The 25,154-nt window shown below is 38.9% G+C and carries 29 protein-coding genes and 1 tRNA gene; 11 read left to right on the top strand and 19 right to left on the bottom strand.

Going from position 1 to position 25,154, the window contains the following annotated elements; all coding sequences use genetic code 11:
- Window positions 1-148: 148 nt before the first annotated feature.
- Both AAHB15_RS01175 and AAHB15_RS01170 read right to left on the bottom strand, forming a co-directional pair.
- Entirely contained in the window at window positions 149-676 is a 528-nt protein-coding gene (locus AAHB15_RS01175) for a methylated-DNA--[protein]-cysteine S-methyltransferase (RefSeq protein WP_335573500.1), read from the bottom strand.
- Window positions 660-1,265, bottom strand: coding sequence for a bifunctional transcriptional activator/DNA repair enzyme AdaA (locus AAHB15_RS01170; protein ID WP_342041597.1), 606 nt, complete (start codon window positions 1,263-1,265; stop codon window positions 660-662). Before AAHB15_RS01170 ends, AAHB15_RS01175 begins: the two co-directional genes overlap by 17 nt.
- A 198-nt stretch (window positions 1,266-1,463) precedes the next feature.
- Between AAHB15_RS01170 and AAHB15_RS01165 the strand changes: the two genes are divergently transcribed.
- Complete coding sequence (locus AAHB15_RS01165; protein ID WP_342041877.1) at window positions 1,464-2,312, top strand: DNA-3-methyladenine glycosylase family protein; 849 nt, start codon at window positions 1,464-1,466, stop codon at window positions 2,310-2,312.
- A 201-nt stretch (window positions 2,313-2,513) separates the two neighbouring features.
- On the opposite strand, the gene AAHB15_RS01160 is transcribed toward AAHB15_RS01165, so the two are convergent.
- Window positions 2,514-3,860: an MFS transporter gene (locus AAHB15_RS01160; protein ID WP_342041596.1), complete on the bottom strand. Its 1,347-nt coding sequence runs from the start codon at window positions 3,858-3,860 to the stop codon at window positions 2,514-2,516.
- A 636-nt stretch (window positions 3,861-4,496) separates the two neighbouring features.
- Between AAHB15_RS01160 and ttdA the strand changes: the two genes are divergently transcribed.
- The 3 genes from ttdA (at window position 4,497) to AAHB15_RS01145 (ending at window position 7,076) form a co-directional block, all read left to right on the top strand.
- A complete protein-coding gene (gene ttdA / locus AAHB15_RS01155; RefSeq protein ID WP_335573503.1) occupies window positions 4,497-5,408 on the top strand; it encodes a L(+)-tartrate dehydratase subunit alpha in 912 nt (303 codons plus the stop codon).
- Window positions 5,405-6,016 carry a L(+)-tartrate dehydratase subunit beta gene (gene ttdB / locus AAHB15_RS01150; protein WP_342041595.1) on the top strand — a complete coding sequence of 204 codons (612 nt, stop codon included), beginning with the start codon at window positions 5,405-5,407 and terminating at the stop codon, window positions 6,014-6,016. Before ttdA ends, ttdB begins: the two co-directional genes overlap by 4 nt.
- Window positions 6,017-6,278: 262 nt before the next feature.
- Complete coding sequence (locus AAHB15_RS01145) at window positions 6,279-7,076, top strand: fumarylacetoacetate hydrolase family protein (protein ID WP_342041594.1); 798 nt, start codon at window positions 6,279-6,281, stop codon at window positions 7,074-7,076.
- Window positions 7,077-7,188: 112 nt separating this feature from the next.
- On the opposite strand, the gene AAHB15_RS01140 is transcribed toward AAHB15_RS01145, so the two are convergent.
- Both AAHB15_RS01140 and AAHB15_RS01135 read right to left on the bottom strand, forming a co-directional pair.
- Complete coding sequence (locus tag AAHB15_RS01140; protein WP_342041593.1) at window positions 7,189-7,941, bottom strand: GntR family transcriptional regulator; 753 nt, start codon at window positions 7,939-7,941, stop codon at window positions 7,189-7,191.
- Window positions 7,942-8,295: 354 nt separating this feature from the next.
- A tRNA-Val gene (locus AAHB15_RS01135) sits at window positions 8,296-8,368 on the bottom strand.
- Window positions 8,369-8,534: 166 nt separating this feature from the next.
- Between AAHB15_RS01135 and AAHB15_RS01130 the strand changes: the two genes are divergently transcribed.
- From AAHB15_RS01130 to AAHB15_RS01110, 5 genes are all read left to right on the top strand, one after another.
- Complete coding sequence (locus tag AAHB15_RS01130; protein WP_335573507.1) at window positions 8,535-8,759, top strand: hypothetical protein; 225 nt, start codon at window positions 8,535-8,537, stop codon at window positions 8,757-8,759.
- Window positions 8,760-8,859: 100 nt separating this feature from the next.
- A complete protein-coding gene (locus tag AAHB15_RS01125; RefSeq protein WP_342041592.1) occupies window positions 8,860-9,582 on the top strand; it encodes an alpha/beta hydrolase in 723 nt (240 codons plus the stop codon).
- A gap of 113 nt (window positions 9,583-9,695) precedes the next feature.
- Window positions 9,696-10,208 carry a YjcG family protein gene (locus AAHB15_RS01120; RefSeq protein WP_335573509.1) on the top strand — a complete coding sequence of 171 codons (513 nt, stop codon included), beginning with the start codon at window positions 9,696-9,698 and terminating at the stop codon, window positions 10,206-10,208.
- A 6-nt stretch (window positions 10,209-10,214) separates the two neighbouring features.
- A complete protein-coding gene (locus AAHB15_RS01115) occupies window positions 10,215-10,661 on the top strand; it encodes a GNAT family N-acetyltransferase (protein ID WP_335573510.1) in 447 nt (148 codons plus the stop codon).
- A gap of 109 nt (window positions 10,662-10,770) precedes the next feature.
- Window positions 10,771-13,071, top strand: a complete 2,301-nt coding sequence (locus AAHB15_RS01110) for an ATP-dependent helicase (RefSeq protein ID WP_342041591.1) — start codon at window positions 10,771-10,773, stop codon at window positions 13,069-13,071.
- 22 nt (window positions 13,072-13,093) lie between these two features.
- Here AAHB15_RS01110 and AAHB15_RS01105 read toward each other — a convergent pair whose 3' ends face one another.
- The 7 genes from AAHB15_RS01105 to AAHB15_RS01075 form a co-directional block, all read right to left on the bottom strand.
- Window positions 13,094-13,348, bottom strand: coding sequence for a stage VI sporulation protein F (locus tag AAHB15_RS01105; RefSeq protein WP_098528385.1), 255 nt, complete (start codon window positions 13,346-13,348; stop codon window positions 13,094-13,096).
- A 335-nt stretch (window positions 13,349-13,683) separates the two neighbouring features.
- The gene (locus AAHB15_RS01100; RefSeq protein WP_144567498.1) at window positions 13,684-13,800 is read right to left on the bottom strand and encodes a YjcZ family sporulation protein; all 117 of its coding nucleotides are present in this window, start codon (window positions 13,798-13,800) and stop codon (window positions 13,684-13,686) included.
- Window positions 13,801-13,909: 109 nt separating this feature from the next.
- The gene (gene spoVAE / locus AAHB15_RS01095; RefSeq protein ID WP_144567497.1) at window positions 13,910-14,266 is read right to left on the bottom strand and encodes a stage V sporulation protein AE; all 357 of its coding nucleotides are present in this window, start codon (window positions 14,264-14,266) and stop codon (window positions 13,910-13,912) included.
- Between the two features lie 4 nt (window positions 14,267-14,270).
- Complete coding sequence (gene spoVAD, locus AAHB15_RS01090) at window positions 14,271-15,296, bottom strand: stage V sporulation protein AD (RefSeq protein WP_342041590.1); 1,026 nt, start codon at window positions 15,294-15,296, stop codon at window positions 14,271-14,273.
- The gene (spoVAC, locus tag AAHB15_RS01085; protein WP_144567495.1) at window positions 15,297-15,773 is read right to left on the bottom strand and encodes a stage V sporulation protein AC; all 477 of its coding nucleotides are present in this window, start codon (window positions 15,771-15,773) and stop codon (window positions 15,297-15,299) included.
- A gap of 16 nt (window positions 15,774-15,789) precedes the next feature.
- Window positions 15,790-16,257: a YhcN/YlaJ family sporulation lipoprotein gene (locus AAHB15_RS01080; RefSeq protein ID WP_335573537.1), complete on the bottom strand. Its 468-nt coding sequence runs from the start codon at window positions 16,255-16,257 to the stop codon at window positions 15,790-15,792.
- A 322-nt stretch (window positions 16,258-16,579) separates the two neighbouring features.
- Window positions 16,580-16,933, bottom strand: a complete 354-nt coding sequence (locus tag AAHB15_RS01075) for a DUF1360 domain-containing protein (RefSeq protein WP_342041589.1) — start codon at window positions 16,931-16,933, stop codon at window positions 16,580-16,582.
- A gap of 142 nt (window positions 16,934-17,075) precedes the next feature.
- On the opposite strand from AAHB15_RS01075, the gene AAHB15_RS01070 reads away from it, so the two are divergent.
- On the top strand, window positions 17,076-17,594 hold the full coding sequence (locus tag AAHB15_RS01070) for a CotY/CotZ family spore coat protein (RefSeq protein ID WP_335573513.1): 519 nt from the start codon (window positions 17,076-17,078) through the stop codon (window positions 17,592-17,594).
- 128 nt (window positions 17,595-17,722) lie between these two features.
- Here the strand turns inward: AAHB15_RS01070 and AAHB15_RS01065 are convergent, their stop codons facing one another.
- The 3 genes from AAHB15_RS01065 to AAHB15_RS01055 form a co-directional block, all read right to left on the bottom strand.
- Window positions 17,723-18,436 carry a CotO family spore coat protein gene (locus tag AAHB15_RS01065; RefSeq protein WP_342041588.1) on the bottom strand — a complete coding sequence of 238 codons (714 nt, stop codon included), beginning with the start codon at window positions 18,434-18,436 and terminating at the stop codon, window positions 17,723-17,725.
- A gap of 215 nt (window positions 18,437-18,651) precedes the next feature.
- On the bottom strand, window positions 18,652-19,416 hold the full coding sequence (fabI, locus tag AAHB15_RS01060) for an enoyl-ACP reductase FabI (RefSeq protein ID WP_335573515.1): 765 nt from the start codon (window positions 19,414-19,416) through the stop codon (window positions 18,652-18,654).
- 108 nt (window positions 19,417-19,524) lie between these two features.
- Window positions 19,525-21,384 carry a monovalent cation:proton antiporter family protein gene (locus tag AAHB15_RS01055; RefSeq protein ID WP_342041587.1) on the bottom strand — a complete coding sequence of 620 codons (1,860 nt, stop codon included), beginning with the start codon at window positions 21,382-21,384 and terminating at the stop codon, window positions 19,525-19,527.
- Window positions 21,385-21,475: 91 nt separating this feature from the next.
- Between AAHB15_RS01055 and prpE the strand changes: the two genes are divergently transcribed.
- Window positions 21,476-22,216 carry a bis(5'-nucleosyl)-tetraphosphatase PrpE gene (gene prpE / locus AAHB15_RS01050; protein ID WP_342041586.1) on the top strand — a complete coding sequence of 247 codons (741 nt, stop codon included), beginning with the start codon at window positions 21,476-21,478 and terminating at the stop codon, window positions 22,214-22,216.
- 32 nt (window positions 22,217-22,248) lie between these two features.
- Here the strand turns inward: prpE and AAHB15_RS01045 are convergent, their stop codons facing one another.
- The 4 genes from AAHB15_RS01045 to AAHB15_RS01030 form a co-directional block, all read right to left on the bottom strand.
- The gene (locus AAHB15_RS01045; protein ID WP_335573518.1) at window positions 22,249-23,154 is read right to left on the bottom strand and encodes an RluA family pseudouridine synthase; all 906 of its coding nucleotides are present in this window, start codon (window positions 23,152-23,154) and stop codon (window positions 22,249-22,251) included.
- Window positions 23,155-23,171: 17 nt separating this feature from the next.
- Window positions 23,172-23,966 carry an NAD kinase gene (locus AAHB15_RS01040; RefSeq protein WP_335573519.1) on the bottom strand — a complete coding sequence of 265 codons (795 nt, stop codon included), beginning with the start codon at window positions 23,964-23,966 and terminating at the stop codon, window positions 23,172-23,174.
- A gap of 39 nt (window positions 23,967-24,005) precedes the next feature.
- Window positions 24,006-24,644, bottom strand: coding sequence for a GTP pyrophosphokinase (locus AAHB15_RS01035; protein WP_098528371.1), 639 nt, complete (start codon window positions 24,642-24,644; stop codon window positions 24,006-24,008).
- Window positions 24,645-24,710: 66 nt separating this feature from the next.
- A complete protein-coding gene (locus tag AAHB15_RS01030) occupies window positions 24,711-25,079 on the bottom strand; it encodes a UPF0738 family protein (protein ID WP_144567486.1) in 369 nt (122 codons plus the stop codon).
- Window positions 25,080-25,154 lie beyond the last annotated feature (75 nt).

Here is a 25,154-nt window from a genome sequence, read left to right as displayed (position 1 = left end):
TTAAGTTACTCCTACTTGCGGATAGTCTACTCTCACTTGCAGATAGAGTGTTTCAATTTGCGTAAAGCAAATTATTAACTGTAAAAGAAACTTAAACTAATAAAAGGTGCCAAACAACTGATGAAAATTAGTTGTTTGACACCCTTTTTTATTGTGATAATCCTTGTCGTTCCAGCTCCAGAAGCCGGGTCTTCATCTCTAAACCGCCACGATAACCAGTCAAAGCTCCGTTCTTTCCAACCACTCGATGGCAAGGCACGGTTATTAAAATGGGGTTAGCGCCAATTGCTGTACCTACTGCCCGAACAGCTGCGGGTTTGTTTATTTTATTGGCTATCTCGGAATAAGATCTGATTTCACCGTAGGGGATCTCACACAAAGCGTTCCAAACTGATAGTTGGAAGTCGGTTCCATTGTAATCAAACGGAATGGTAAAGGTCTTCCGTTTGCCGTCAAGATATTCAAACAATTCTCCCTCATACTTCATGAGCGTTTCCTGACTTTCACTAAGGGGACTTCCTGGAAACCGTCTGTTGGCCCATGATTTTAATTCTTCAAACGGCATACCCTGAGAACCTACAAAGCAAAGTCCCTTTGAGGTAGCCGCTATGTACATCTTCCAATCCTTATAGTTTAATATTGACCAATAAATAGTCGGCTTAGTCTGAGATTTCACTTTCCGATTCCTCCGTGATATATTTTGACTGACGGTATTGTGCAGGTGTTTCTCCCGTCTTCTTTTTAAAAAGTGTTATAAAATATGGTGTATTAGGGATACCTACCATTCTAGATATATCCGTAACTGCTCGGTCAGACTTTACTAAAAGCTCTTGAGCCTTTCCAATCCTAACTTCCTGAATATATTCAACAGGAGTCGTTCCTGTAACTTTTTTAAAGGTTCGCTGCAAATGGTAGGGACTTCCATGACTGATGATTGCCAGGGTTTCAAGCGTCAGTTTGCTATGATAATTTTCATTGATATGATTAGTAATCGTACTGATCCATTCTTGGTCAGGCAGGTTTTGTTCAGTGGGCTTGCAGCGTTTACAAGGGCGAAAATTGGCTGCCATGGCTTGTTCAGAACTTTGAAAGATTCGAACATTCTCTTTTTTGGGAACACGTGACTTGCAGGAGGGTTTACAAAATATCCCTGTGGTTTTTACCGCGTAAAAAAATGAATCATTATACGAAGCGTCATTTTCAATAATTGCCCGCCATTTTTCAGCTGTTATCATTCCGTTATCAAAATCTTTTTGTCCACTCATTGTTCCACCTCTACCATATTATAACGCACCCCAAATAGAAATAGCCTTATTTTCAAAATAGAAAAGCAAGATTACGAAATCATTTTTTGTGATAATAATAGAAAATGAATGCGGGTGATAATTTTGATAAACGTAAGTGAAAATAATTGGTTTGTTGAGAATGATAAGCTTTATATTAATTTACCGCTAGACTTTGATATGGCTGCAAATCTTGGCTATTTAGGACGAAATAAGAATGAATGCATGTATGACATTGAAAATAATGTTATTACAAGAGTAGTTCAGACAAGGGCAGCCAACAGACTTGTTCAGATGCACGTAAATGATAAAAACCAAATGATTGTCCAGTTTATAGATTCTACACCAGACGAAAAAGAATGGAGAAAAGTTTTTAGTTTCATTTGGGAATGGTTTGATTTAGAGCGGGATTTATCTCCATTTTACGAAATGGCCAAAGGAGATCCGCTGCTCGAAAAACCAGTCCAAGAATTTCGCGGATTAAGAGTGATTGGTGTGCCGGATTTGTTCGAGGCTCTTTGTTGGGGCGTTTTAGGGCAGCAAATTAATTTAGCATTTGCCTACACGCTAAAAAGACAGTTTGTTGAAAGATTTGGGGAATCCATTGAATGGAATGATAAAAAATATTGGACCTTCCCTGCCTATAAACAAATAAGTAAATTATCACCGGAGGATTTAGCGGATATTAAAATGACTGTGAGAAAAAGTGAATACATCATTGGCATTGCCAAGTTAATGGACAATGGTGAACTTTCTAAAGAAAAACTATTGGCTATGGACTTTAAAGAGGCGGAAAAAAGTTTGATTAAGATACGCGGGATTGGTCCTTGGACAGCCAATTACGTTTTAATGCGCTGCCTACGGTTTCCGACAGCTTTTCCGATTGATGATGTCGGTTTGCATAACGCGATCAAGTTCATGAGGGGTTCGGAGAAAAAGCCTTCGAAGGAAGAACTAATGGAACTTTCATTAAGCTGGTCCGGCTGGCAGGCCTATGCTACGTTTTACTTATGGCGGGTTCTTTATTAGGCAAAAAAAACATAGAAGCCTAATTGGATGATGTTAGGCTTCTATGGTGACCTGTGAGAGCAAACAAACATGTAAGTATAGAACAACTTATTACTACTTTTGTAATAAAAATTAATCTATTAAAATATTCACCTATTTGTCCACCCAATATGATTAAAGGCTAGCCAATGTAGGCTAGCCTTTTTTAGTGCTTGAACTTTTTTATGCCTGTACCTTTAATTGAGGCTGCTTTTCCTCTTTTAGTTCAGGAGGTAATTCAAGTCGTTCAACTTTGTTCACGATGAAAATGTAAGAAAATGCTCCGATTAACAATACTCCGCCAATAAAGAATAATGCGGCACTAAAGGAATGCGTTGTACTCAAAATATATCCTACTACGATAGGAATCACGATACCTGCCAAGTTACCCGATGTATTAAAGATACCGCCGCTCAGTCCTATAATTTCTTTTGGAGACATATCGCCAACTAGAGTCCAAGTGGCACCTGCCATCCCTTTGGCAAAAAAGGAAACTGACATGATGAGCATGATAAGTGCTGGAGATGAAGTATAGTTTGCCAAGACGATAACACTTGAAAACAAGAACCCAATGATAATTGGAGTTTTACGTGCTGCTCCGAGAGACTTCCCGCGCTTTAACAAGTAGTCCGATATATATCCGCCAATGATTCCGCCGAAAAAGGCGCCTGCATATGGAATAGAAGCCATAAATCCAACCTTGAGCATAGACATATGTTTTTCTTCAACAAGATACGTAGGGAACCAGGTTAAGAAAAACCAAACAATTGTATTTAGGCAAAATTGCGCTATATAAATTCCTACCATTTGACGGTTGGTCAACAGGAGTTTTGCATGGGCCCACCTTATTTTTATCGGTTTATCCCCTGCATTCGCCAGACCGCCCCCCTCAAGAATATAGTCAATTTCGGCTTGATTTGCTTTTGGATGCTTTTTGGGCTCATGGATATGTTTGAACCAAAAGAACGAGACCACAATGCCAGCGATACCTGCAATATAGAATATCATATGCCAACCATACTTCTGTAGAAGCAAAGCCAACACTGGTGTAAACAAAGCTAGTCCAAAATATTGGGCAGAATTATAGACGGAAACTGCCCTGCCACGTTCATGCTGAGGAAACCACATGGCTGTTAATCTGCTATTTCCCGGAAACGAAGGAGCTTCTGCAGCCCCTACGACGAATCGTAGAAGGAATAACATTAGGAAACCGCTAACCCACCCTTGAAAAAAGGTGAATAGCGACCATAGGAACAACCCAATCCCATAAACAACACGGGCCCCAAATCGATCCAATAACCATCCTCCTGGGATTTGCAGAAAGGCATAGGCCCAGTTGAACCCAGAGAAAGCGATTCCCAATGCTACGGCATCTAATTGTAAATCCTTGTTCATTACAGGGGCAGCTACACTTAGCGCCGATCGGTCGATATAGTTAACTGCTGTCGTGATAAATAATATAGCCAAAGTCAAATAACGAAAATTAGTTTTTTTGGTAATCGCTCTCAAATCTTGCAAGTTAACACTCATAAGATTCCCTCCCTAAATATGTGAACATTATCCTTAGATAAACTGGTAAACTTTCAATCTTTTCGAATACTAGTTATGGAAAAAGTATGACCATTCTTTTATTCAGAAACCTTATTTCGACTATCAAGTATTGGATGATAACCTCTGTTATGTACCTTATTTGAAAGACTCTATCACCAAGTCCTGATTATTCTCCTGATGAATTCCTATATAACAATCTATTATTCTTCATTAACATTTTGGTACTAATGCAAGTTGATCGCAGTATTCTTCAAACTATCTCTTTTCAAGTATCTCACGGGACAGTTGCTATACGAAAACCATTTTTTTCTGACATTCGTCTACCTCCTTCAATTTTACTGAAAACCCTTACAACAATTATCGCTTAATGTATACGTTAATGTCAATAATTTATTTTAGTTTTCACTTACCCTATTATTTAAATTCACAAAATTTACACATAAAACTCAATAATAATAAGGATTTTTAAATGTTAGTCATCAAAAAGTAATATTTGTCACACAAAAACCATTGACACTAATGTATACGTTGTTTAATAATAAACGTATAAGTTATTCCTAAATCACCTAACTATTTGGTGACTAAACATTAAGGATAGAGAAGGAGAGTTAATTTATGGCAGCTACTATGGATAAAATACAGCAAAAGGAAAAGATGATTGAGATGATGGCCAAATTTATATCGCTCGTCAGCTACAAGCTTCCTGATGATGTAGAAAAAAAACTGAAAGAATTGAGCGAAGAAGAAAATAATCCTCTTGCAAAAATCATCTACAAAACAATGTTTGATAACCAGAAGCTAGCTTACGAGTTAAAGAGACCTTCATGTCAAGATACAGGAGTTCTTCAATTTTTTGTAAAGTGTGGACAGAACTTCCCCTTGATTGGGCAGTTGGATAGCATTCTAAGGGATAGCGTGTATAAATCGACCAAAGAAACCCCTTTGCGTCATAATTCTGTAGAGACATTCGATGAGTACAATACAGGAAAGAATATCGGCAACGGTACACCTAGTATCTTCTGGGAAATCGAAGAAGACAGTGACAAAGTGGAAATCTATACTTATATGGCAGGGGGCGGATGTACCCTCCCTGGAGTGGCAACAGTCCTAATGCCCGGGGAAGGCTATGAAGGCGTAGTAAAATTTGTACTTGACCGCATGACAAGTTATGGACTTAATGCTTGCCCTCCACTTCTTGTAGGTGTTGGCGTCGGTACTTCTGTTGAAACAGCTGCCTTAAATTCAAAGTTAGCCCTTATGAGACCTGTTGGAAGTCATAATGAAAATGAAAACGCGGCTAAGATGGAAAAACTTCTTGAAGATGGAATTAACGCTATTGGCCTTGGACCTCAGGGACTTAAGGGATCTAAATCTGTCATGGGTGTAAATGTTGTGAATACAGCAAGACATCCTTCTACAATTGGAGTTGCAGTTAATACAGGATGCTGGTCCCATAGAAGAGGAAAGATCACCTTCGATAGTAATTTGAACTATGAAATTAGTACTCACGAGGGGGTAACACTATGAGTAAGAAAGTTTTAACAACACCTATAAAGAATGAAGATCTTAAAAATATCCGAATCGGAGACATCATCTACCTGACAGGGACACTGGTTACTTGCAGAGATGTTGCACACAGAAGACTCATCGAGGAAAAAATCCCTTTACCTGTAGACCTTAGGGGTAAAGCTATTTTCCATGCAGGTCCTATTGTTAGAGACCTTGGAAATGATCAATACGAGATTGTCTCTGTTGGTCCCACAACCAGCATGAGAATGGAAAAGTTTGAAAAGGAATTTATCGAAGAAACAGGTGTTAAACTCATTGTTGGAAAAGGTGGAATGGGGAAAAACACCGAAGAAGGATGTAAGACTCATAAAGCGCTGCACCTCGTATTCCCAGCAGGAAATGCTGTTCTTGCGGCAACAAAGGTTGAACAAATCAAAGAAGTACATTGGAAAGACCTTGGAATGCCTGAATCTCTTTGGGTATGTGAAGTGAATGAGTTCGGTCCTCTGATTGTTTCCATTGACGCAGAAGGAAATAACATCTTTGAAGAAAATAAAGTGGAGTTCAATAAAAAGAAGGATGAACAATACGAGTTGATAAGCCAGCAAGTACGATTCATCAAGTGAGTTTTTCCGTCACATGATGTCTTTTGGATATGATAAAAAATGTTAGCATTCTCAAATTTGTGTACTATATAAAATTATTTTTTTATTGTAAGTGGAAACGCATTCAACCGTTTTACTAGATTAAGATGGAAATCATAGTCTTAAAAAACCGGTTTAAGACAGATTCGTATTTGACATCTTTAGCGATGACGAATCTGGATTTGTAATTGGTTGGAGGAGCTGCAATTATTTTATCTATAGATGGAGTTGGTGCGGTATGGTAATGCAGGTACTACAAAAAACACAAACGATAGTTCGCTATGAGAATTATAACCGGGAAGTATATTACGGAGTGGTTGAGCATGATGCAATTCTACAATTATCGAGTAATTTTATAGAAGTAGTTAACAATGTACTAAAATATGATGGCGTAAGAGTTAACTATAGTGATGTGAAAATTTTGGAACCTGTTGCACCCTCAAAAGTAATTAATTTCGGGTGGACCTATTCTGAACACGCAAAAGAAACTGGAGGAAAGGCCAATCTCAAGGAACCGTTTTTGTTCTTAAAGCCGACATCTTCCTTGATTCCAGATCACGGTGAAATCATTCTTCCATCAAGCGATTTAACCAAGCAGGTTGAATTGGAGGGGGAAGTTGCACTTGTTATTGGAAAACGCGGCAAAAATATAAAAGAAGAAGAGGCATTGGATTATGTTTTCGGCTGTACAATCTTTAATGATGTAACGGCACGAGATCTTACAAAAACCGATCCCCAGTTTACACGCGGCAAAGGGTTTGACACTTTTGGTCCTTTAGGTCCGTGTATCGTGACGGGTATAGATCCAACCAATTTACAAATAGTTACAACCCTAAATGGTAAAGTCGTACAAGAGGGTAATACTAATCAGATGTCACTTTCCATTCCTTTTCTTATCAGTTGGATATCAAAGGTTATGACACTCGAGCCCGGTGATGTTTTGGCAACTGGTTCACCTTCTGGCAGTTGTCCAATGAAGTCAGGTGACGTTGTTTCTGTGGAAGTAGAGAATATCGGGAAACTATGTAATTATGTAATCTAGCTTATATATTTTTTCCAGCCAAGGCTGTGGCGGATTTCTTGAAAATCTCTACAGCCTTTTTCTTTTATGTAGGAAGTTTTCTTTTACATATATCTAAGTTATTTACCACTAATTAAGTCAGAGATCGGATAATATTTAAAATTTCACTACGGGCTCTATAACGGTGGGATTGTAACATTGATCGTGCAGCATCCGGTTCTGATGCCCTCATAACAGCAACAATGGCTTTGTGGTCCATTATGGAGCGTGTTGGTTTAGGCCGGTGCTTAATCGTATATAACCGGGCACGATATAGTTGATCAGATTGACTATCCATAACCACTCTAAGACGGGGATTTTGGGCTAAATCGACAATGAGTTGATGAAATTGCTCATCAAGGTCAGTCCATAAAAGTAAATCTTCAGAGTCTAGTGCCTTTTCTTGTTCCTCAATCAAATGGTCAAGTTTGTCTAATTCTTCAGAGGTAGCACGCTTGGTAGCCAAGCTGCCAGAAATCCCATCAAGCGCTTCTACTACTTCATAAATTTGTTGGAGATCATGCGCTACAATGGGTGCTACAACAAACCCGCGACGTGGTATGAGCCGTACCCACCCCTCCATCTCTAAACGCACGAGAGCCTCACGAACCGGCGTTCTACTCATCCCCAAGATGTCAGCCATTTCCCTTTCGAGTACTGTTTGTCCTGGAGGGAGTTGAAGTTGTCGTATGGCATGCCTTGTTGCAAGATAAGCAAGTTGTGGCAAGCGTGATTCCCCATTTTTATCTAAACTATTTAAAAATAAATGAATGTTTTGAGAAAGAGCAGAATGATCTAGTTCTTTAAAATTAACATCTGCCGTTGCAAGTTCATCTGGCGAATTCATACTATTAACACACTTCCTAATAAATTTGATTAAAATAACATGGTAATGATTAGCACTGTATCTAAGTTTATATAAAAAAACGGCTCTATTAAGAAATCATACCAGAAAAACAATTCTAAACTCAATAAAGAGCAGATCATGACAATTTTCTTTGAACACTATTATTCATTTGAATAACCTTCATCATTATGGATTATAAGCTATTTACGATTAAAACTCTCCGAAATCACTCGTATATATTTTACATTTAAGAACGTAAACTCATATCCTTTGGATGAAAGGTGGAATCAAAATTTTTCTGGTAAAAGCCAAAAACAAAAAAAGTCCTAACACCGTAGATGTTAGGACTAGTTATGACCTGTGAGGGGTTCGAACCCCCGACCTCAACCCTGTCAAGGTTGCGCTCTCCCAGCTGAGCTAACAGATCTCTTATTAAGCTACAAATTTAATTATAGTGAAAATGCTCAGAATGTCAATACCATTTTAATCAACTTTTTAAAAAAACGAAATAGGAACACTTGTTCCTTATCAACTTGAATAAAGAACTAATGTTCGGTTATAATATATATTATAAACCAAAAGGAGTGTTTACCATGGATGGCCTTTTAATACGCTCAATCGAAGAACATATGCCAATTGAGATGATTTATCTTGCTGAAAACCAAGAACTTTCCCAAAGAAAGCTAATCGTGAAAGAAATAAACGATGACTACATTCGTGCTTATTGCCTGCTTCGGAAACAAATTCGGACCTTTAAACGCGAGAACATTTTATCAATTATGCCGGAAACTCGTTCACCTAGAACGTACCTCCATTAAACCTACCCCACCTCCCACAACCATTCCCTACCCTATTAAGCAACTTCTTTCTAGTTATGATAAAATGCAGTTGAATCAAACGAACTACGGGGGGCTTTCCATGCAGTATCCAAAAGGCACAATCAAAGAATATACCTTTCATAGCTCAGAACTACAAGAAACGATGCAGCTTCTTATCTATCTGCCTGTAAACTTTTCACCACTTTTCAAATACTCACTGCTAATTGCTCAGGACGGCAGAGATTATTTTCAGCTTGGCCGAATCGGACGATTAGCAGATGAATTACTTTTTAAACAAGAAATTGAAAATTTAATTATAGTTGGGGTACCCTATAAGAATGTAAACGACCGACGTCGCAAATACCATCCCGATGGTGATCAAAACCACCAGTATATTCGTTTTCTAGCACACGAATTAGTTCCCTTTCTAGATAAGGAATTTCCAACCTATCAGATGGGTTCCACCAGGGCATTAATTGGTGACTCTCTTGGTGCCACTGTTTCCTTAATGACGGCGGTCCACTATCCGCATTCCTTTGGAAAAGTATTGCTTCAATCACCATATGTCGATGAGGATGTCCTCAATTTAGTAGAAAATTTTAAAGAAGGGCAGCTTTTAGAAATTTATCATGTGATTGGAACTCAAGAAACAAAGGTCCCAACTACAGACGGAAAAGTAAAAAACTTTTTAAGTCCAAACAGGGTTCTTGCCAAAAAAATACAAGCAAAACCAATTACATACTTTTTTGAAGAATTTAATGGTACCCATACATGGACCTATTGGCAGCCTGATTTAAAGCGGGCGCTTAAAATGTTTTTTTAGAACTTCTTATAGATATTTTAATTTATTTAATATATTTAGAAAATTTGCTATAATAATTGAAAGCGATTTTATCAATGTTTTTGTAAAATAATTTCAATATTGGAGGTAACCGCATGAAATTTGGTGTTGTCATTTTCCCATCGAAAAAGCTTCAAGATGTAGTGAATTCTTATCGTAAACGTTACGATCCGCATTATGCTCTTATTCCTCCGCACTTGACATTAAAAAGTGCTTTTGAAGCCACAGAAGAAAATGCCAAGATTTTTGCTGATAAACTACGTAAAATTGCTGAAAAAACTGGCCCTTTTACTTTAAAAACGGCGAAAATCAGTTCCTTCAAGCCCGTAAATAATGTAATCTATTTTAAGGTGGAACCAACGGACGAGCTTTCCACCCTACATTCAGAAATCAATCGCGAATTGAATGATGAAAATACAGAATATGCCTTTGTCCCTCATATTACGATTGGCCAAAAGCTGTCAAATGATGAACACTCTGACGTTTATGGGTCACTCCGGATGACAAAGATTGATCATGAAGAAACGATTGACCGCTTTCATCTGCTTTATCAATTAGAAAATGGTTCTTGGACCGTATATGAAACATTTCGGCTTGGAAAGGAATAGTAAGACGTGAAAATCAAAGTGGTTGAAAATCAAAAAGAACTTGAAGACGCCTTTTCTATTAGAAAAATTGTTTTCGTTAAGGAGCAAAATGTTCCAATCGAAGAGGAAATAGACCAATACGAGGATGAAGCAACTCATTTTGTTATGTATGGAGATACAGCCAATCCCCTTGCTGCCGGTAGATTCCGTGTCATTGATGGTTATGGTAAAGTCGAACGAATTTGTGTGTTAAAAGAAGCTCGTAAGACCGGAGCGGGGAGATTGATGATGAATGCCATCGAAACCTTCGCCCGGAAACAAGGCTTGCACAAATTAAAACTGAATGCCCAAACCCATGCGATTCCCTTCTATGCCGGACTTGGTTATGAGGTAGTATCGGAAGAATTTTTGGATGCAGGGATTCCTCATAAAACGATGGTAAAACAAATTCCTACAGAAGCACTTGCCGACTAACCGGCAGGTGCTTCTTTTAGCTGGATAATTAATCAAACACTTTCCGAAGCTGGCCGGTTTTGTTAAGATAGAACATGTGTTATTTTCGCGAAATAGAGGTTTTAAATATATGAAAACAGCTATCTACCAAAAACAGCTAATTACACTCTCACAATTGGCTCGAGATCAGTATCAAAAAATTTACTTAGCAGGGAAAAATGGAGAACTTGACTGCCCCACCTGTCATGAAAAGGTAAAATTGTTTCTAGGAATACAGATGGAGCCGCATTTTTTTCATGTCCATACACCCGAAAAAAAATGCCTTGATCCTGACCCCATTATAGATTCAGATGATGCTCCACTTTATATCGAGCGGAATGGTTTCAAAATCCCCCAAGGACGGACCATTACCGCGACAAATACAAACCTAGAACTATTTCAGCATGCTAAACCGATTGAATACTCTCTTCCTTATACACCAACTAATAAAAATGTTGGACAGGAACTGCCAACCTATTTAAGACTGCTTGCTGAAAAAGGAGTAGTGCTTGATAAAAGCCAAGTGGATGCCGTCATGGAAACAGATGGCTCGTTATTAGTCCTAGCAGGAGCAGGGAGCGGCAAAACGCGTGTTTTAACGGCGCGGACTGCTTACATGCTCGAGGTGAAACACGCCGATCCTGGCTCTATTATGCTTGTAACCTTCACCTCCAAGGCGGCTGCAGAAATGAAAAATCGGTTGCTTTCCTATCCAAATATGCAGCGGGGAAAGATCAATCAACTTGTTACCGGTACCTTTCACAGTATCTTTTATCGAATCTTAATGTTCCATGATGCCGCCCATTGGTCCTCAAATAAATTACTCAAGAAGGATTGGCAGCGCGATAAAATCCTTAAAGAGGCTGGGAAAGACCTCCAATTGTCTGAAAAGGAATTTGCCTATGATTTAGCACTGCAGCAAATTGGTTTTTGGAAAAATTCTCTTCTCATGCCGCATGAAGTTAAACCCACATCTGATTGGGAAGAATGCGCGGTGTTTTTATATAAAAAATATGAAGAATATAAACAAAAAGAAGGATTATTTGATTTTGACGATATGTTAATTGGCTGTTATCAGTTATTTATTTCATCTCCTCCCCTTCTAGAGTATTACCAAGACAAGTTCCAATACTTTCTAATTGATGAATTTCAAGATATAAACAGGGTTCAATATGAGCTGATTAAACTTTTATCTGACAAACATAAAAATGTCTGTGCGGTTGGTGATGATGACCAGGCCATCTACTCATTCAGGGGCAGCGACCCAAGTTATCTTTTAGATTTTGAAAAAGACTTTCCTGAGGCAAAATTAGTAACTCTTGAGCAGAATTATCGTTCTTCACATGAAATTGTTGCTGCAGCTAATCAAATGATTGCCCTTAATAAAAAACGCAGATTAAAACGCATGGAAGCACAATACGCTTCGGGGATCCTTCCTCAATTATTTTTTCCATATGATGAAGAAGAAGAGGCTACAATGATTATTACCGATATACAGGAGAAAATTTCACAAGGTGCGAAACCGGGGGATTTTGCCATCCTTTATCGGACAAATGTCAGCTCGCGGGCAGTCTTTGAAAGATTAGCCGCCTCGAACCTCCCTTTTAAAATTGATCAAGATGCCGAAGCATTTTACGATCGTTTTATCGTTAGAAGCGCCCTTGCCTTTTTAAAGGTAAGTTTAAATGAAGACGACCCGAATGCCATGAGCGATTTATTGCCCTTATTATTTTTAAAACAATCAGTCCTTAAAGACCTAAAAGCCGAAAGCATTCTGAAGGATTGCAGCCTTCTGGAGGCCCTTTCGCACCTAAAAACTGCTCACGCTTTTCAAGAGAAAAAATTAAAAAAGGCGGTTACCCTTATCCGCGGGCTTAAACATTTATCTCCGTCTGTTGCGATTGAACAAATCGAAAAAGAAATTGGATTCCTAGATTTTCTAAAGAAACGCGGGAATGAATCGAGTAAGCTTGAAAAAGGCTCTGATGACCTAAAAGATCTTAAAGTTGCAGCCAAAAGCTTTACAACAATAGAGGCTTTGTTGGAACACGCACTGCATATGTCGGCCATGAATAAGGAAATTAAGAATATGAGCAGACATTTCACTGACGCGATCACGCTTAGTACCATCCACCGGGCTAAAGGGCTGGAATATAATACCGTTTATATGATAAGTGCTGTAGACGGCAGCTTACCGCACGACTTTGCCCTTGAATCTTACCGAGCCGGCGATAATGCTCCGCTTGAAGAAGAAAGAAGATTATTCTATGTAGCGATGACAAGAGCAAAGGAGGAGCTGTTAATCTCCATTCCAAGTAACAGGCGAGGAAAGAAAGCTAATCGTTCCAGATTTTTAGCTCCCATCAATAAAAAGAGGAAGACCAATTTGTAAAAACAATTGGTCATTCCTCTTTTTATTTTTTATTCATCATTTGAGCAATCGTGTTAAAATCAAGCTGCTTTCCATCGTTAATAATCGATTTCACAATTTGATCTTCCATGTCTTTACTTACCGGTTTGTTGGCAATTTGAGAAACTCTCCGGATGACATTACGAACTGTTTTTTCATCTTTAAAGTTAGCATTTTGTAGGGAGTTAGCTAAATCAAAAATATCTTTCATATTAACGCCTGTTTTCTTTTCTATATTCTTAAAGAACCCATTATCCATGGTAAAATTTCACGCTCCTTCATAGACTACTTTATTCTATGAAGTTGGGAAAAAAAGGTGAATGTGATGAAATTGACTACAAAGATTAAGGTTATGTATTCAACTGTCATCAGTGGATTCATGCTGGTATTGTCCGAATAATTGCTGTGTTCGGACAATAAAAAACATTTTGGCAGCGAGTCCTGTCCGAAGATGCCTTACCTTCGGACAATCAATAGCTTTTTGAAGCGAGTTCTGTCCGAAGTCACCTTGCTTTCGGACAATCAAAAGCTTTTATGTAAATAACAGAAAGGGCTGGCCCTTTTTAGGTCCAGCCCCCTCCATCTCATTGTCTATTAATAGAAGCTTGCGCCAACAATGATTAAAAGGATGAATAATACTACGATAAGCACGAAAGTGGAACCGTAGCCAAAACCGCCGCCGTAGCCGTAGCCGCCGTATCCAAAGCACATAGACTGTCACCTCACTTTCGGTAATCTCATTAATAACATATGAAATTACTTAATCATGTGTACTAGGCATGACAGCCTTATGGGAAAATTGGCTATAAAAATGAGTATTTCACCCTTTTGGCTTAAAAATTAGTGCGCCAATAAACCCAAAAATAATTGCAGCAGAAATACCAGAGCTTGTTACTTGGAACATCCCAGTTAAAACGCCAATAATCCCATGTGCCTTAGCGTCTTGGAGTGCCCCATGAACAAGAGAATTACCAAAACTGGTAATTGGGATCGTTGCTCCGGCACCTGCAAAGTCAACTAGTGGCTCATATAAGCCTAATCCATCTAAGACCGCTCCAGCAACCACCAGCAAACTCATGGTATGGCCAGGTGTGAGTTTCGCTACATCAAATAATAATTGCCCCACTACACAGATTAACCCGCCTACAACAAAGGCCCAAAAAAACATTGCAAGCATCGACTCACCCCTTTTCACCATTCATTTCAATTGAAACAGCATGGGCAATACATGGAATGGACTCTTTTTGCTGAAAGCTTAGCGGGGACAATAATGCTCCTGTAGCGACGACTAATATTCGTTTATAAGTCCCCTTTTTCATTTCATTTAGTAAATGTCCATATAAGACAGTTGCGGAACACCCTGCTCCACTGCCACCAGCTTGAACAGGCTGGTCATCTTTATACATCAATAATCCACAATCCTGAAATTGTTTTTTGTCCAATTTCAATCCATTTTTATTTAGCAATTCAAAAGCAGTATCATGACCAATTCGCCCTAGGTCACCGGTCACAATTAAATCATAATAAGATGGGTCTAATTGTAAATCACGAAAATGAGCGGTAATGGTATCCACAGCTGCCGGAGCCATTGCCCCTCCCATATTAAAAGGATCTGATAAACCCATATCAATAACTTTTCCAATTGTTGCCGACGTAGTCACCGGATGATTTTTACCAGATTTATTCTTCTCAACCAGCGCTACTCCTGCACCTGTAATCGTCCATTGTGCAGTTGGTGGCTTTTGTCCACCATATTCGGTTGGATAGCGAAACTGTTTTTCGACAGCAGAGTTATGGCTGGATGCACCTGTCAAAACATAGTTAGCCCCTTGATAATTAACGATAAAGGAAGATAAGGCTAAACCCTCCATGGATGTTGAGCAGGCGCCAAATAAACCGAAATAGGGAATCTGCATGGTCCTTGCGGCAAAACTTGTCGGAGTGATCTGATTAAGTAAGTCACCTGCTAATAAAAACTGAACCTGTTCTTTTTGGATATTCCCCTTTTTTAAAGCTGCTTTGATCGCCTCTTCCAGCAATAACCGATGGGCTTTTTCATAAGATTCTTGTCCCATCCATAAATCTTCGTACAGCAGGTCAAAGTCACTCGCTAAGTTGCCGTTTGCTTCAAACGGTCCCCCTGTTACACCTGTTGCTGTAATCATTGGCCGATTGTTAAAAACCCACGATTGGTGCCCCTTTAACAATTACAAAACCCCCCACATCACAAGTAGCGTCTTAATTAATGCAACAACAAACGCTGAAAATACTCCGAATAAAATCACTGAACCTGCGAGTTTAAACATATTTCCACCTACACCGAGTACAAACCCTTCAGTTCGGTGTTCGATGGCTGCAGAGATTACTGAATTCCCAAACCCGGTTACCGGTACCGCACTCCCTGCACCAGCAAATTGGCCAATGTGGTCATAGACGCCAAAACCAGTTAACAACATCGAAAAAAAGACCATTGTTGCAACGGTAGGGTTTCCGACGCTCTGCTCGGTGAAGTTAAAATAATATATGTAGAAATAACTGACAGCTTGGCCAATCATGCAAATAATCCCGCCAACTAAAAATGCTTTAATACAATTTTTTAAAACTGGACGCTTCAGTTCATGTTTTTGTTGGAGTGTTTGATAGTTTTTCTGCTGAGGGGTCATCTTTTTCTGCTTGCTAGCCATTCCGATACATCCTTTCTTACTTCATATCTTCCGTCATCTTAACAATTTCCTCTAAACGCTTTTCAGCCTTAGAATGTGATAACCTTCCTGATTTCATCCCCTCGTTCAGCCTGACAGCTTCCAAGAAAATCTTATAATCGCTTGATACTGTAAAGTTTTCCTTTGGATGATTTTTTTCTAGCTTCTTATTTAGATTCTTTTCGATTGTCTTCATTTTAAATCTCTGCATATGCTTTACCTTATAGACCACTAATGTATCTTTTTCTCCTTTTATAACCGCAACGTCATACAGCTCCGGTAAAGAACTAACATCTCTTTTGATATCCTCTACCCGATCACTATTGTTTTTCCGCTCCGTACCAAGCGGGGTCGGATTTGTTGTTTTTATGAGCGCTAATTGGCTTTCTTTTACCGGCTGATTTTGAGAACATGCCGTCAATAAAAATAAACTCATACTTACAATCAAACGATATGCCGCTTTCATATGCTTCACTTTCCTTGTCCCGTTGAGTGTTTGAATACTATTTTAGTTTTTTCAATATCCTGCAAAATTATGACTGAATAACCTTGGCAGCTTAAATTAAAAAAACTGCCAGTTTTACCAGCAGTTTTTCCGTTACTTTGAAGTTTTTTTACTGCATCCGCAGCCTTGATTCTTTTTAGTAGTTGTCGATTTGCGATTGGATTGCGTCATTTGTTTGTTTTGGTTTTGGTTTTGGTTTTTATTGTTCACTTCTCCCTCCCCTTTCAATGTTTACTACTAGTTAGAATATGTCGAATTAATGAATCTTGTCTCCACGAAAGCATTATTTTTCGATAAAAAGCTGCACACATAACTCCAACAGGGAAGCAAAACCTGCCACTGCTAAAATTAAGATTAATGGTCTAGAAAGTTCTGGACAGATATAATGAAAACTGACTATAAAGGCAGCTGACCACACTCCTGTACACCAATAACAACTAAGCAGTTCCCCTATAAACTTCTTAATTCCTGTTTTTTTTGGAACATAATAAATTTCAACTTCCCCTTCATGTTCCTCCCTTACTTCGTCAAAAAAAGGTTCGCGAATAAACTCAAAGATTCGATCGAAAACAAGCAATCTCGTCAGCCGAAAGCTTGCCAGCGATAATAGAAGCAACGTTAAATAGGTTATATTCATACCGGCTACTATCCTTTCTGAGATTAAATAGATGATTGACCAGCCTAATTTTGACAAACAAGGCGTTTGTCCGTTTCCCAAAAGCGCTCACATAAATATGTTAGTACTGTAAGATATATCACGGAATAAGGAGGAAAAATTAATGGGTTGTGGAAATAAAAACAACTTTCACGGAGAAAACTGCGTTTGCGAAGTAGTTCGTGCGATTAAAGATATTCAAGATAATGCAGTTGAAGCAGTTGAACAAGAATGTACTGAGTGTACTAGCTGCTTTACCGAACCGCTAGGATCGATGGTGTCGCCTACAAGGAGAGACCCGGTTGATACGCGAGTATTTGTTCTAAGTACTGCTGATGGTACGCCATTTCATGCATTCTTAACAGAAGAATGTGATGCATGTGTATCTATCTTCTTTCGCGTTGAGGACGTATTTGATAACTGCTGTGCAACTCTTCGTGTGTTAGTACCAGGCCATCGAGACAGCAACGGACAATTTGTTCCGGTTAATCTCGTTTCAGGCGGAGAAAAATGCTGCATTGACCTTCAAAAGGTTTGTAAAGTTGACAGATTCCGCGCGAGCAGAGATTGCATCACCGTTGACTTAAGCTGCTTCTGTGCAGTGCAATGTATCGCTGATGTTAACCTTGGACTTTGCAATTAAGGACGAAAACAGCAGTATTAAAGCTGACCAATTACTTGGAGCTGAGGCTACTATTAATCAGGTTTAAGATGATTAACAGAAATTGAACAAATGAGCCAGTCGTAAAACGGCTGGCTTTTTTATTTTCTTTATCTCTGTATTCCAATCATCATAACTTTCGTTAACTGTTCTAATGGAATGGTTTTCGAGGTTTGATTGTGGAAACGTATGGTTACATCTTGGTCTGTGTATTCTGTTAAATAACCTTGAAAGGTTCCTCGCGCAGTATAAAAGACGCATGGTACAGGGGGCAGAACTTTTGGAAAGTTAATTAGATAGTCTAAACGCTCAAACAGGTCCATCTCTTTAAATGGTTTGACCTTTTTTAAGAAAGACCTTTGTTTCCCCTTTGGTTTTGCTGTGGATTGAACCCCTAGCTGCTTCGAGTTATCCTGATTTTCAAGAACCATTTCCTCTTTTGCAAGGGAGATTGTTTTTTTAGTTTCTTGCAGCACTGACGGCTCATCCTCATATGGTGCCAGTTCCCCTTTAGATAGGGGGATTGTTTTCTTAGTTTCTTTTAGCTCTGACGGCTCATCCTCGTTTGGTGCCAGTTCCTCTTTTGCTAAGGGGATTGTTTTCTTAGTTTCTTGTAGCACAGACGGCTCAACCTTGTATGGTGCCAGTTCCTCTTTTGCTAAGGGGATTGTTTTCTTAGTTTCTTGCAGCACTGGCGATTCATCCTCGAGCGGTGCTAGTTCCTGCCGATTCGTATAAACATCTTGCATATTTAAATTTGAAGGCGGCCTTACAAACGCCTGGTTGATAAATAACATGGGTCCCTGGCTCTTCTTCGTTGACAAGCAATTCACCTCCTTGTTACGAAATCACACACATTATATATATGCAATCTGCCTATCTTGGTTCACAAGAAAAGCGTAAGCGCCCTGTTCAGCGGCGTATGGCCTCCTCGAAAAAGCTATGGAGCGCGAAGGCGTCTCGCCGCTAGGGCGCTGGAGCTGGTCAATTCTCCAATGTCATACAAAAAAGCCTGCTAAAGAGCTAGCAGGCTGTTTTTTTAAAGGATATGGAAGCCAGAATCTACATGGATGTTTTCACCAGTAATTCCCCGTGAAAGATCACTAAATAAGAATAGAGCTGTGTCACCGACTTCTTCTGGAGTTGTCGTTCTCCGTAATGGAGCTTTTGCTTCAATTTCACTTAAAATCGAATTGAATTCCCCAATTGCCTTTGCTGATAATGTTCGGATCGGACCAGCAGAAATGGAATTAACACGAATGCCGTCTTTTCCTAAATCAGAAGCCAAGTAGCGGACACTTGCATCCAAAGAGGCTTTCGCAACACCCATAACATTATAGTTTGGTATAGCTCGCTCTCCGCCTAAGTATGTTAGAGTTACAATACTTCCTCCTTCAGTCATTAGTTCGCGTGCTACTTTCGCCACTGCTGTCAATGAATAAGAACTGATATTTTGTGCAAGCAGGAATCCATCTCTTGATGTGCTTACAAACTCACCTTTTAAATCCTCAGTCTTTGCAAACGCAATACAGTGTGCTAAACCGTGAATGGTACCCACAGCTTCCTTAATTTCTGCAAAACAGCTTGCAATTGCTTCATCACTTGTTACATCACATGGAAGCACAAGAGTTCCCTCTGCCTCTAAAGAGTTAGCTAAATCACGAACACTGCTCTCAATTCTTTCACCCGCATATGTAAAAATTAATCTTGCTCCTGCATTGTGAAGTGAACGAGCAATTCCCCAAGCAATACTGCGTTTATTAGCTACACCCATAACAACAAAAGTTTTTCCAGAAAGATTCATATTGAAATAGTCCTCCTACTATAATTACATGATATTAGTACTTGGTACTAATTTTACACTACTTCCCCTAAAATGAAAAGGTTCGGATACTATTCTTTCCCAAACTCTTTAGCATGTCTCACAGAATTCCAATTCCCGCTTCAATTCAACAACATACTCCTTTGACCCGGTAACAATTAAACGATCATCCATTTGCAATTCCGTATCACCATGAGGGACAATCGAATCCTTTCCTCTAAAAATACGAACAAAGATTACATCGCCTGTAAAAGGAAATTGCCGCAAATGCATTCCATCAAAGTGTGTGTTTAACATCTTAATTTCATATAGACCTGTCTCTTGATTAGTCAAGATTTTAATTACTGTTGGAGATTCAATTAATGCCCGAAGCAGTGTTTTGGTTGACATATATGAAGAGAATACCTCAATATTTTGCTCCCGTAAATTTTGTTCTAGTTCTATGCTTTCAATCCGGGCTATGACCCTGGAAACACCTTTTTCCTTCGCTTCAATGGACAAACTTGCGTTTAAATTCTCATCACCAGTAGAAATGACTACAATTTCTGATTGAAAAACATTTGTTTTAGAAATAGAATCGATGGAGTAATCAGTGATTTCAACAATATCAAAGAGTGAATTAGCAATTTGCTTATCTGATTTCTCCATTTTCGTATGATAAAGAACCGGATCATACAGGCCTGATTTTAATTCTTGCGATAAAGATAGGGTTACCTGGTTAGCACCTAAAAATGCCACACTAACCTTTTTGCTTATCGCAGCCTCCAACGGAAAGAGCTTTTTGAATACCATTGGTGTAAAAATCGATGTAATCACAGCCACCAATATCAAGGTACCACTCATTTGGGGGGTTATTACTTTCATCCTTTCACCAATGGTTGCAGCAGCAATCACAAGTGAAAGAGTGGAGGTAAGCAAAAAGCCTGAAGAAATAACGGTTTTCGTATCATACCAAATCTTTAATAGATAAACTGGCACCAGCTTTGATAACAGCAGTCCAATCAATAAAAGCGGTATAAGTAAAAGAAGCTTCTTCTCACTAAAGAGTGACCAAACATCAAGGTTAACCCCAACCATCACAAAAAAGATAGGGATTAAAAAGCCATAGCCAAAGGAATCCAGTTTATGGACGAGTTCCTGGTTGGGTGACAGTAATGAAACTAAAACACCGGCTAGGAAGGCGCCAAGGATATTCTCCGCACCGACCGTCTCCGATAACCCCACTAATACAATAATCAACGTAAATACCGCCCTTGTGCCAATTTGCACAGTTCCCGTTGATAATGTTTCAATAAAGGTACGAGTTTTAAATTTCTTACCAATAAAATAAAGAACAATACCTGCCCCAAATAATATCAAGAGCAGCCACGTATTCCCATGGCCAGCCTCATATATTGAAACAAATACAGCTAATAAAATCATCGTAACTAAATCAGCTATTACCGCAACAAGCAAGATAATTTGCCCGATGACCGTTTTCATCAAATGGGCCTCTTTCAAGGTAGGAACTACTACTCCTAGGGAAATGGTTGAGATAATTAACGTCATCAAAAAGGCATTATCAATAAATCCTGCTAGAACAAATAGATAGGATAGAATTAGAGAAAAAATAAAAATTCCAGCAAAAATCGTCGTTGCTGCAACAAAAGTATTGGGCTCCTTTTTTCCATTCGCAAGTGCATCCCGTTTTTTGCTGCCGCTAAAGGCGGTAAAATCAATTTCCAGCCCGCTTAAGAACATAAGGAAAATGAAGCCAAGTGTCGAAAGGGTGGACAGCCAGGCATCCTGATGGACAATATCAAAGCCGCTTTTCCCAATAATTAGACCCATAATAATTTCTGCAACCACAACCGGGATAAAATTCAATTTAAATCGATGCAGAATAATTGGAGTTAAAAACGCTGTCGTCACAACAACAAGCAGCGAAAGTACAGAAATGTGTTGTTCCATATTTAAACCACCTTTCAAAACTAGGTTTCTTTCTTATAAAAGTAACCGAATAAACTAAAGATAAATACGAACTAACAGGGGGTGCAATCCTATGAAAATTGATATTATCGGTGACATTCACGGTTGTTTTGACGAATTAAAAGAACTAACTTTAAAGCTTGGTTACAGTTGGGAAACAGGGTTACCAGTCCATTCCTCAGGGAGGACTCTTGGTTTTGTTGGTGACTTAACGGACAGAGGACCTGCATCCATTAAGGTGATTGAGGTCGTTTGGCGGCTCGTAGTCCATCACCAAAATGCACATTACACACCGGGCAATCATTGCAATAAGCTGTATCGCTTTTTTCTCGGTAATAAAGTTCAGGTGACACACGGGCTAGAAACGACGGCGGCTGAATATGAATCATTATATAAAAAAGATCAACAATCCATTCGTAAAAAATTTATCGAGCTGTATGAAAAAGCCCCACTCTACTTAGTATTGGACAATGGAAAGCTAGTTATAGCACATGCCGGGATACAACAGGAATATATCGGCCAAACACATGGAAAAGTAAAAGAATTTGTCCTTTATGGTGATATTACTGGTAAAAAAAATCCGGATGGAACACCAGTTAGGTTGGATTGGGCAAAAAACTATCATGGCGATGCCTGTATTGTTTATGGTCATACTCCGGTCAAAGAGCCGCGTATTATTAATAACACGTATAACATTGATACAGGAGCTGTGTTTGGCGGTAAATTGACGGCATTACGTTATCCGGAAATGGAATTGGTGTCTGTTCCTTCTACTATGCCATATGTTCAGGAAAAATTTAAACAATTTGACTAGTTTGGTTTAAAAATAATACAAAAGGCTGACCGCTATTCAAGCAGGCCAGCCTCTAAAATACTATTCATATCCTCTGGGGGTGAAGCCGAAAAGGACATCTCTTTTTTATAAAAGGGATGAAGGAACTGAATTTTTTTACAATGAAGGGCTTGCCGTTTGATTAAGGAAGTATCTCCTCCATATAAATCATCTCCGAGCAGAGGATGTCCTAAGAACGACATATGAACTCTTATCTGATGTGTACGCCCTGTTTCAAGTCTAAGCTCGAGATGAGTAAATGTAGAGTAGCTCTTAATTACCTTATAATGGGTACAAGCATATTGACCGTCAGCCCGTACTTCCCGTTCAATAATGCTATCCTGTTTGCGGCCAATCGGTTCAATAATAGTTCCATTAACAGTTGCGAGTAAACCGCCCGCCAAAGCTTCATATGTCCTTTTCACCAATCCATTTTGCTGCATTTTACTAAATAAATGATGAACATGACGGTGCTTGGCGATTAATACTATTCCTGAAGTGTCACGGTCTAGCCTTGTGACAATATGGGAAGTAGCCTGAATTCCAACTCGCTTGTAATATCCTACAAGAGCATTAGCAAGGCTGCCATTTGGATGTTCACGAGATGGGATCGTGTTCATAATCGCTGGTTTGTTTACCACAAGTAAAAATTCATCTTCATACAATATGGTTATCGGAATATTCTCCGCCATTACTCCCTCACTCGGAATTTCAGCAGGAAAAATCACAGACAACGAATCACCTTTGATTAGCTTATATCTTACATTTACTTCCTCATTATTAACAAGAATCAAGCCGCCCCTAAATTTAATATCCGTTAAAGCAATTCGGGAGATTTCTTCTTGTTTTAAGAACTCTTTAATTGGTAAACCGGCACTGGACTCATCAATAATCCAGTTCAATTTAAATCGTGCTTCCATCAATAAGGTCCTCCGGCTTAATCAGATATAAATGAATCATGGACCCTTTTCCAAAATGGAAACGGTCTAAAGCGGGCAAAACGAATTTTTTCTTCCGGTACCCTATATTGGATCGATTTTACGTCCTTATGAAGTAATGTCAGGTGATCAATGGTTACCTGAAAATCAGATTTTTTTACTGGCTTAAGCATACAGGTATGGTGTGCTGGCAAAATTAGCGGAGAGCCAACCGTCCGAAACACCCTGTTATTAATGGAGGCCATTTCTGCAACTTGTAAGGCTGAAATCGACGGATGAATGATGGCCCCGCCAAGAGCTTTATTATACGCTGTACTGCCTGATGGAGTAGAAATGCAAAGGCCATCACCACGGAACCGTTCAAAATGCTGTCCTCGAATTTCTACATCCATCACAAGTGTACCCTCGACACTTTTCACCGTGGATTCATTAAGTGCTAAGTAACGGGATTCTTTTCCTGCATGTGTGTAGCGGATAATGACTTCAAGAAGCGGGTATTCTACGACTTGATATGGGGTTTTTGCGATGGCAATTACCAGTTTTTCAATTTCATCTGGTATCCAATCTGCGTAAAATCCAAGGTGCCCCGTATGTATTCCGACGAATGCTGTTTTACTTAGCCGGCTGCTATAGCGGTGGAACGCATAGAGAAGTGTCCCGTCACCGCCAATGGAAACAACAATATCAGGTTGGTCTTCATCGTAAATAAGATCAAAGTCAAGTAAATATGTCCTCATTTTACTCATTAAAATATTGGACTTTTGATCCCCTTTTGATGTAATCGCAAATTTCATCTTATTTTCTCCTTACAAATCGGCTTTCACAGGCGGATGTTAGTTTTTTTCTTCTTGTGTCAATTCCTTTTTTCGGGTAAAAAATGCTTGTGCTTCCTGGATTTCACCACGAATTAAAGACATTTCCTCGTCTAAACGAAATGCCGCTTCTGCAGCTCTTAGTAATCTCATTTTGATATCTGTAGGAAATACTCCTTTATATTTATAGTTAAGTGAATGTTCGATGGTCGCCCAGAAATTCATCGCTAACGTCCGTATTTGGATTTCAGCAAGAATTTTCTTTTCCCCATGAATAGTTTGGACGGGATATTGAATGACAACATGGTAAGAGCGATATCCACTAGTTTTTTCGTGAGAAATATAATCTCTTTCTTCCACTATTTCAAAATCGTTGCGAATCCTTAATAAATTAACCACAGTATGAATATCATCGACAAACTGACACATAATCCGCATGCCGGCTATATCCTGCATCTCCTCTTCCAAGCTTTCAAGCGGAATCCCTTTTTGGTTCGCTTTATCAAGAATACTTGCAATTGGTTTGACTCTGCCTGTTACAAATTCAATCGGTGAATGAGAGGAATCTAACTCATATTGCCCTCTCATCCCTTTTAATTTTACTTTCAATTCAGAAACTGCCTGTTTATATGGTGCTAAAAATTGATCCCAATGCTTCATGATTTCACCTCAAAGAAAAACAAATTGTTTAGATGAGCGAAACTTTTTTCCGCTTCAGCGCAAAGCTCAAACAGTTAGGAAAAATCCTTCCACTTTCGTTACAAACTCATCACCATAGTTACTGTTGCCTTTAATATTACTCAGGATATACTCTAATTCATCATGAAAGTTTATGAGTTCAATTTGTTCCTGATTAGATTTAACTAATACAGGTAGTTTTAGTTCGTTTGCTGTTTTTAAATAAGACCAGAGATCTTCCGCTAAAACAATATATGTATAGTCTTCTTGATCTTCCAAAAGGTAAATAAATGCACTATTATCTGAATCAACAAGTATTTGTTCGCTAGGAATTAACCCAGTAATAGATTCATCAGTTTCTAAAATTAGTTTATGATCGGTTACTATTGCTGTTTGAATGATTATTTTCTTTTTCATGATTAAACCTCCATCTTTCACTTTCCTATTTTAGCATAATCAGACCATTTCTCCCAAGGATTGCTTTTTTAAATA

Origin of the sequence: Bacillus sp. OTU2372, from assembly GCF_038440275.1 — a bacterium.
In the GTDB taxonomy this organism is placed as follows: domain Bacteria; phylum Bacillota; class Bacilli; order Bacillales; family Cytobacillaceae; genus Neobacillus; species Neobacillus bataviensis_B.
This window is presented reverse-complemented; position numbering and strand designations above follow the sequence as displayed.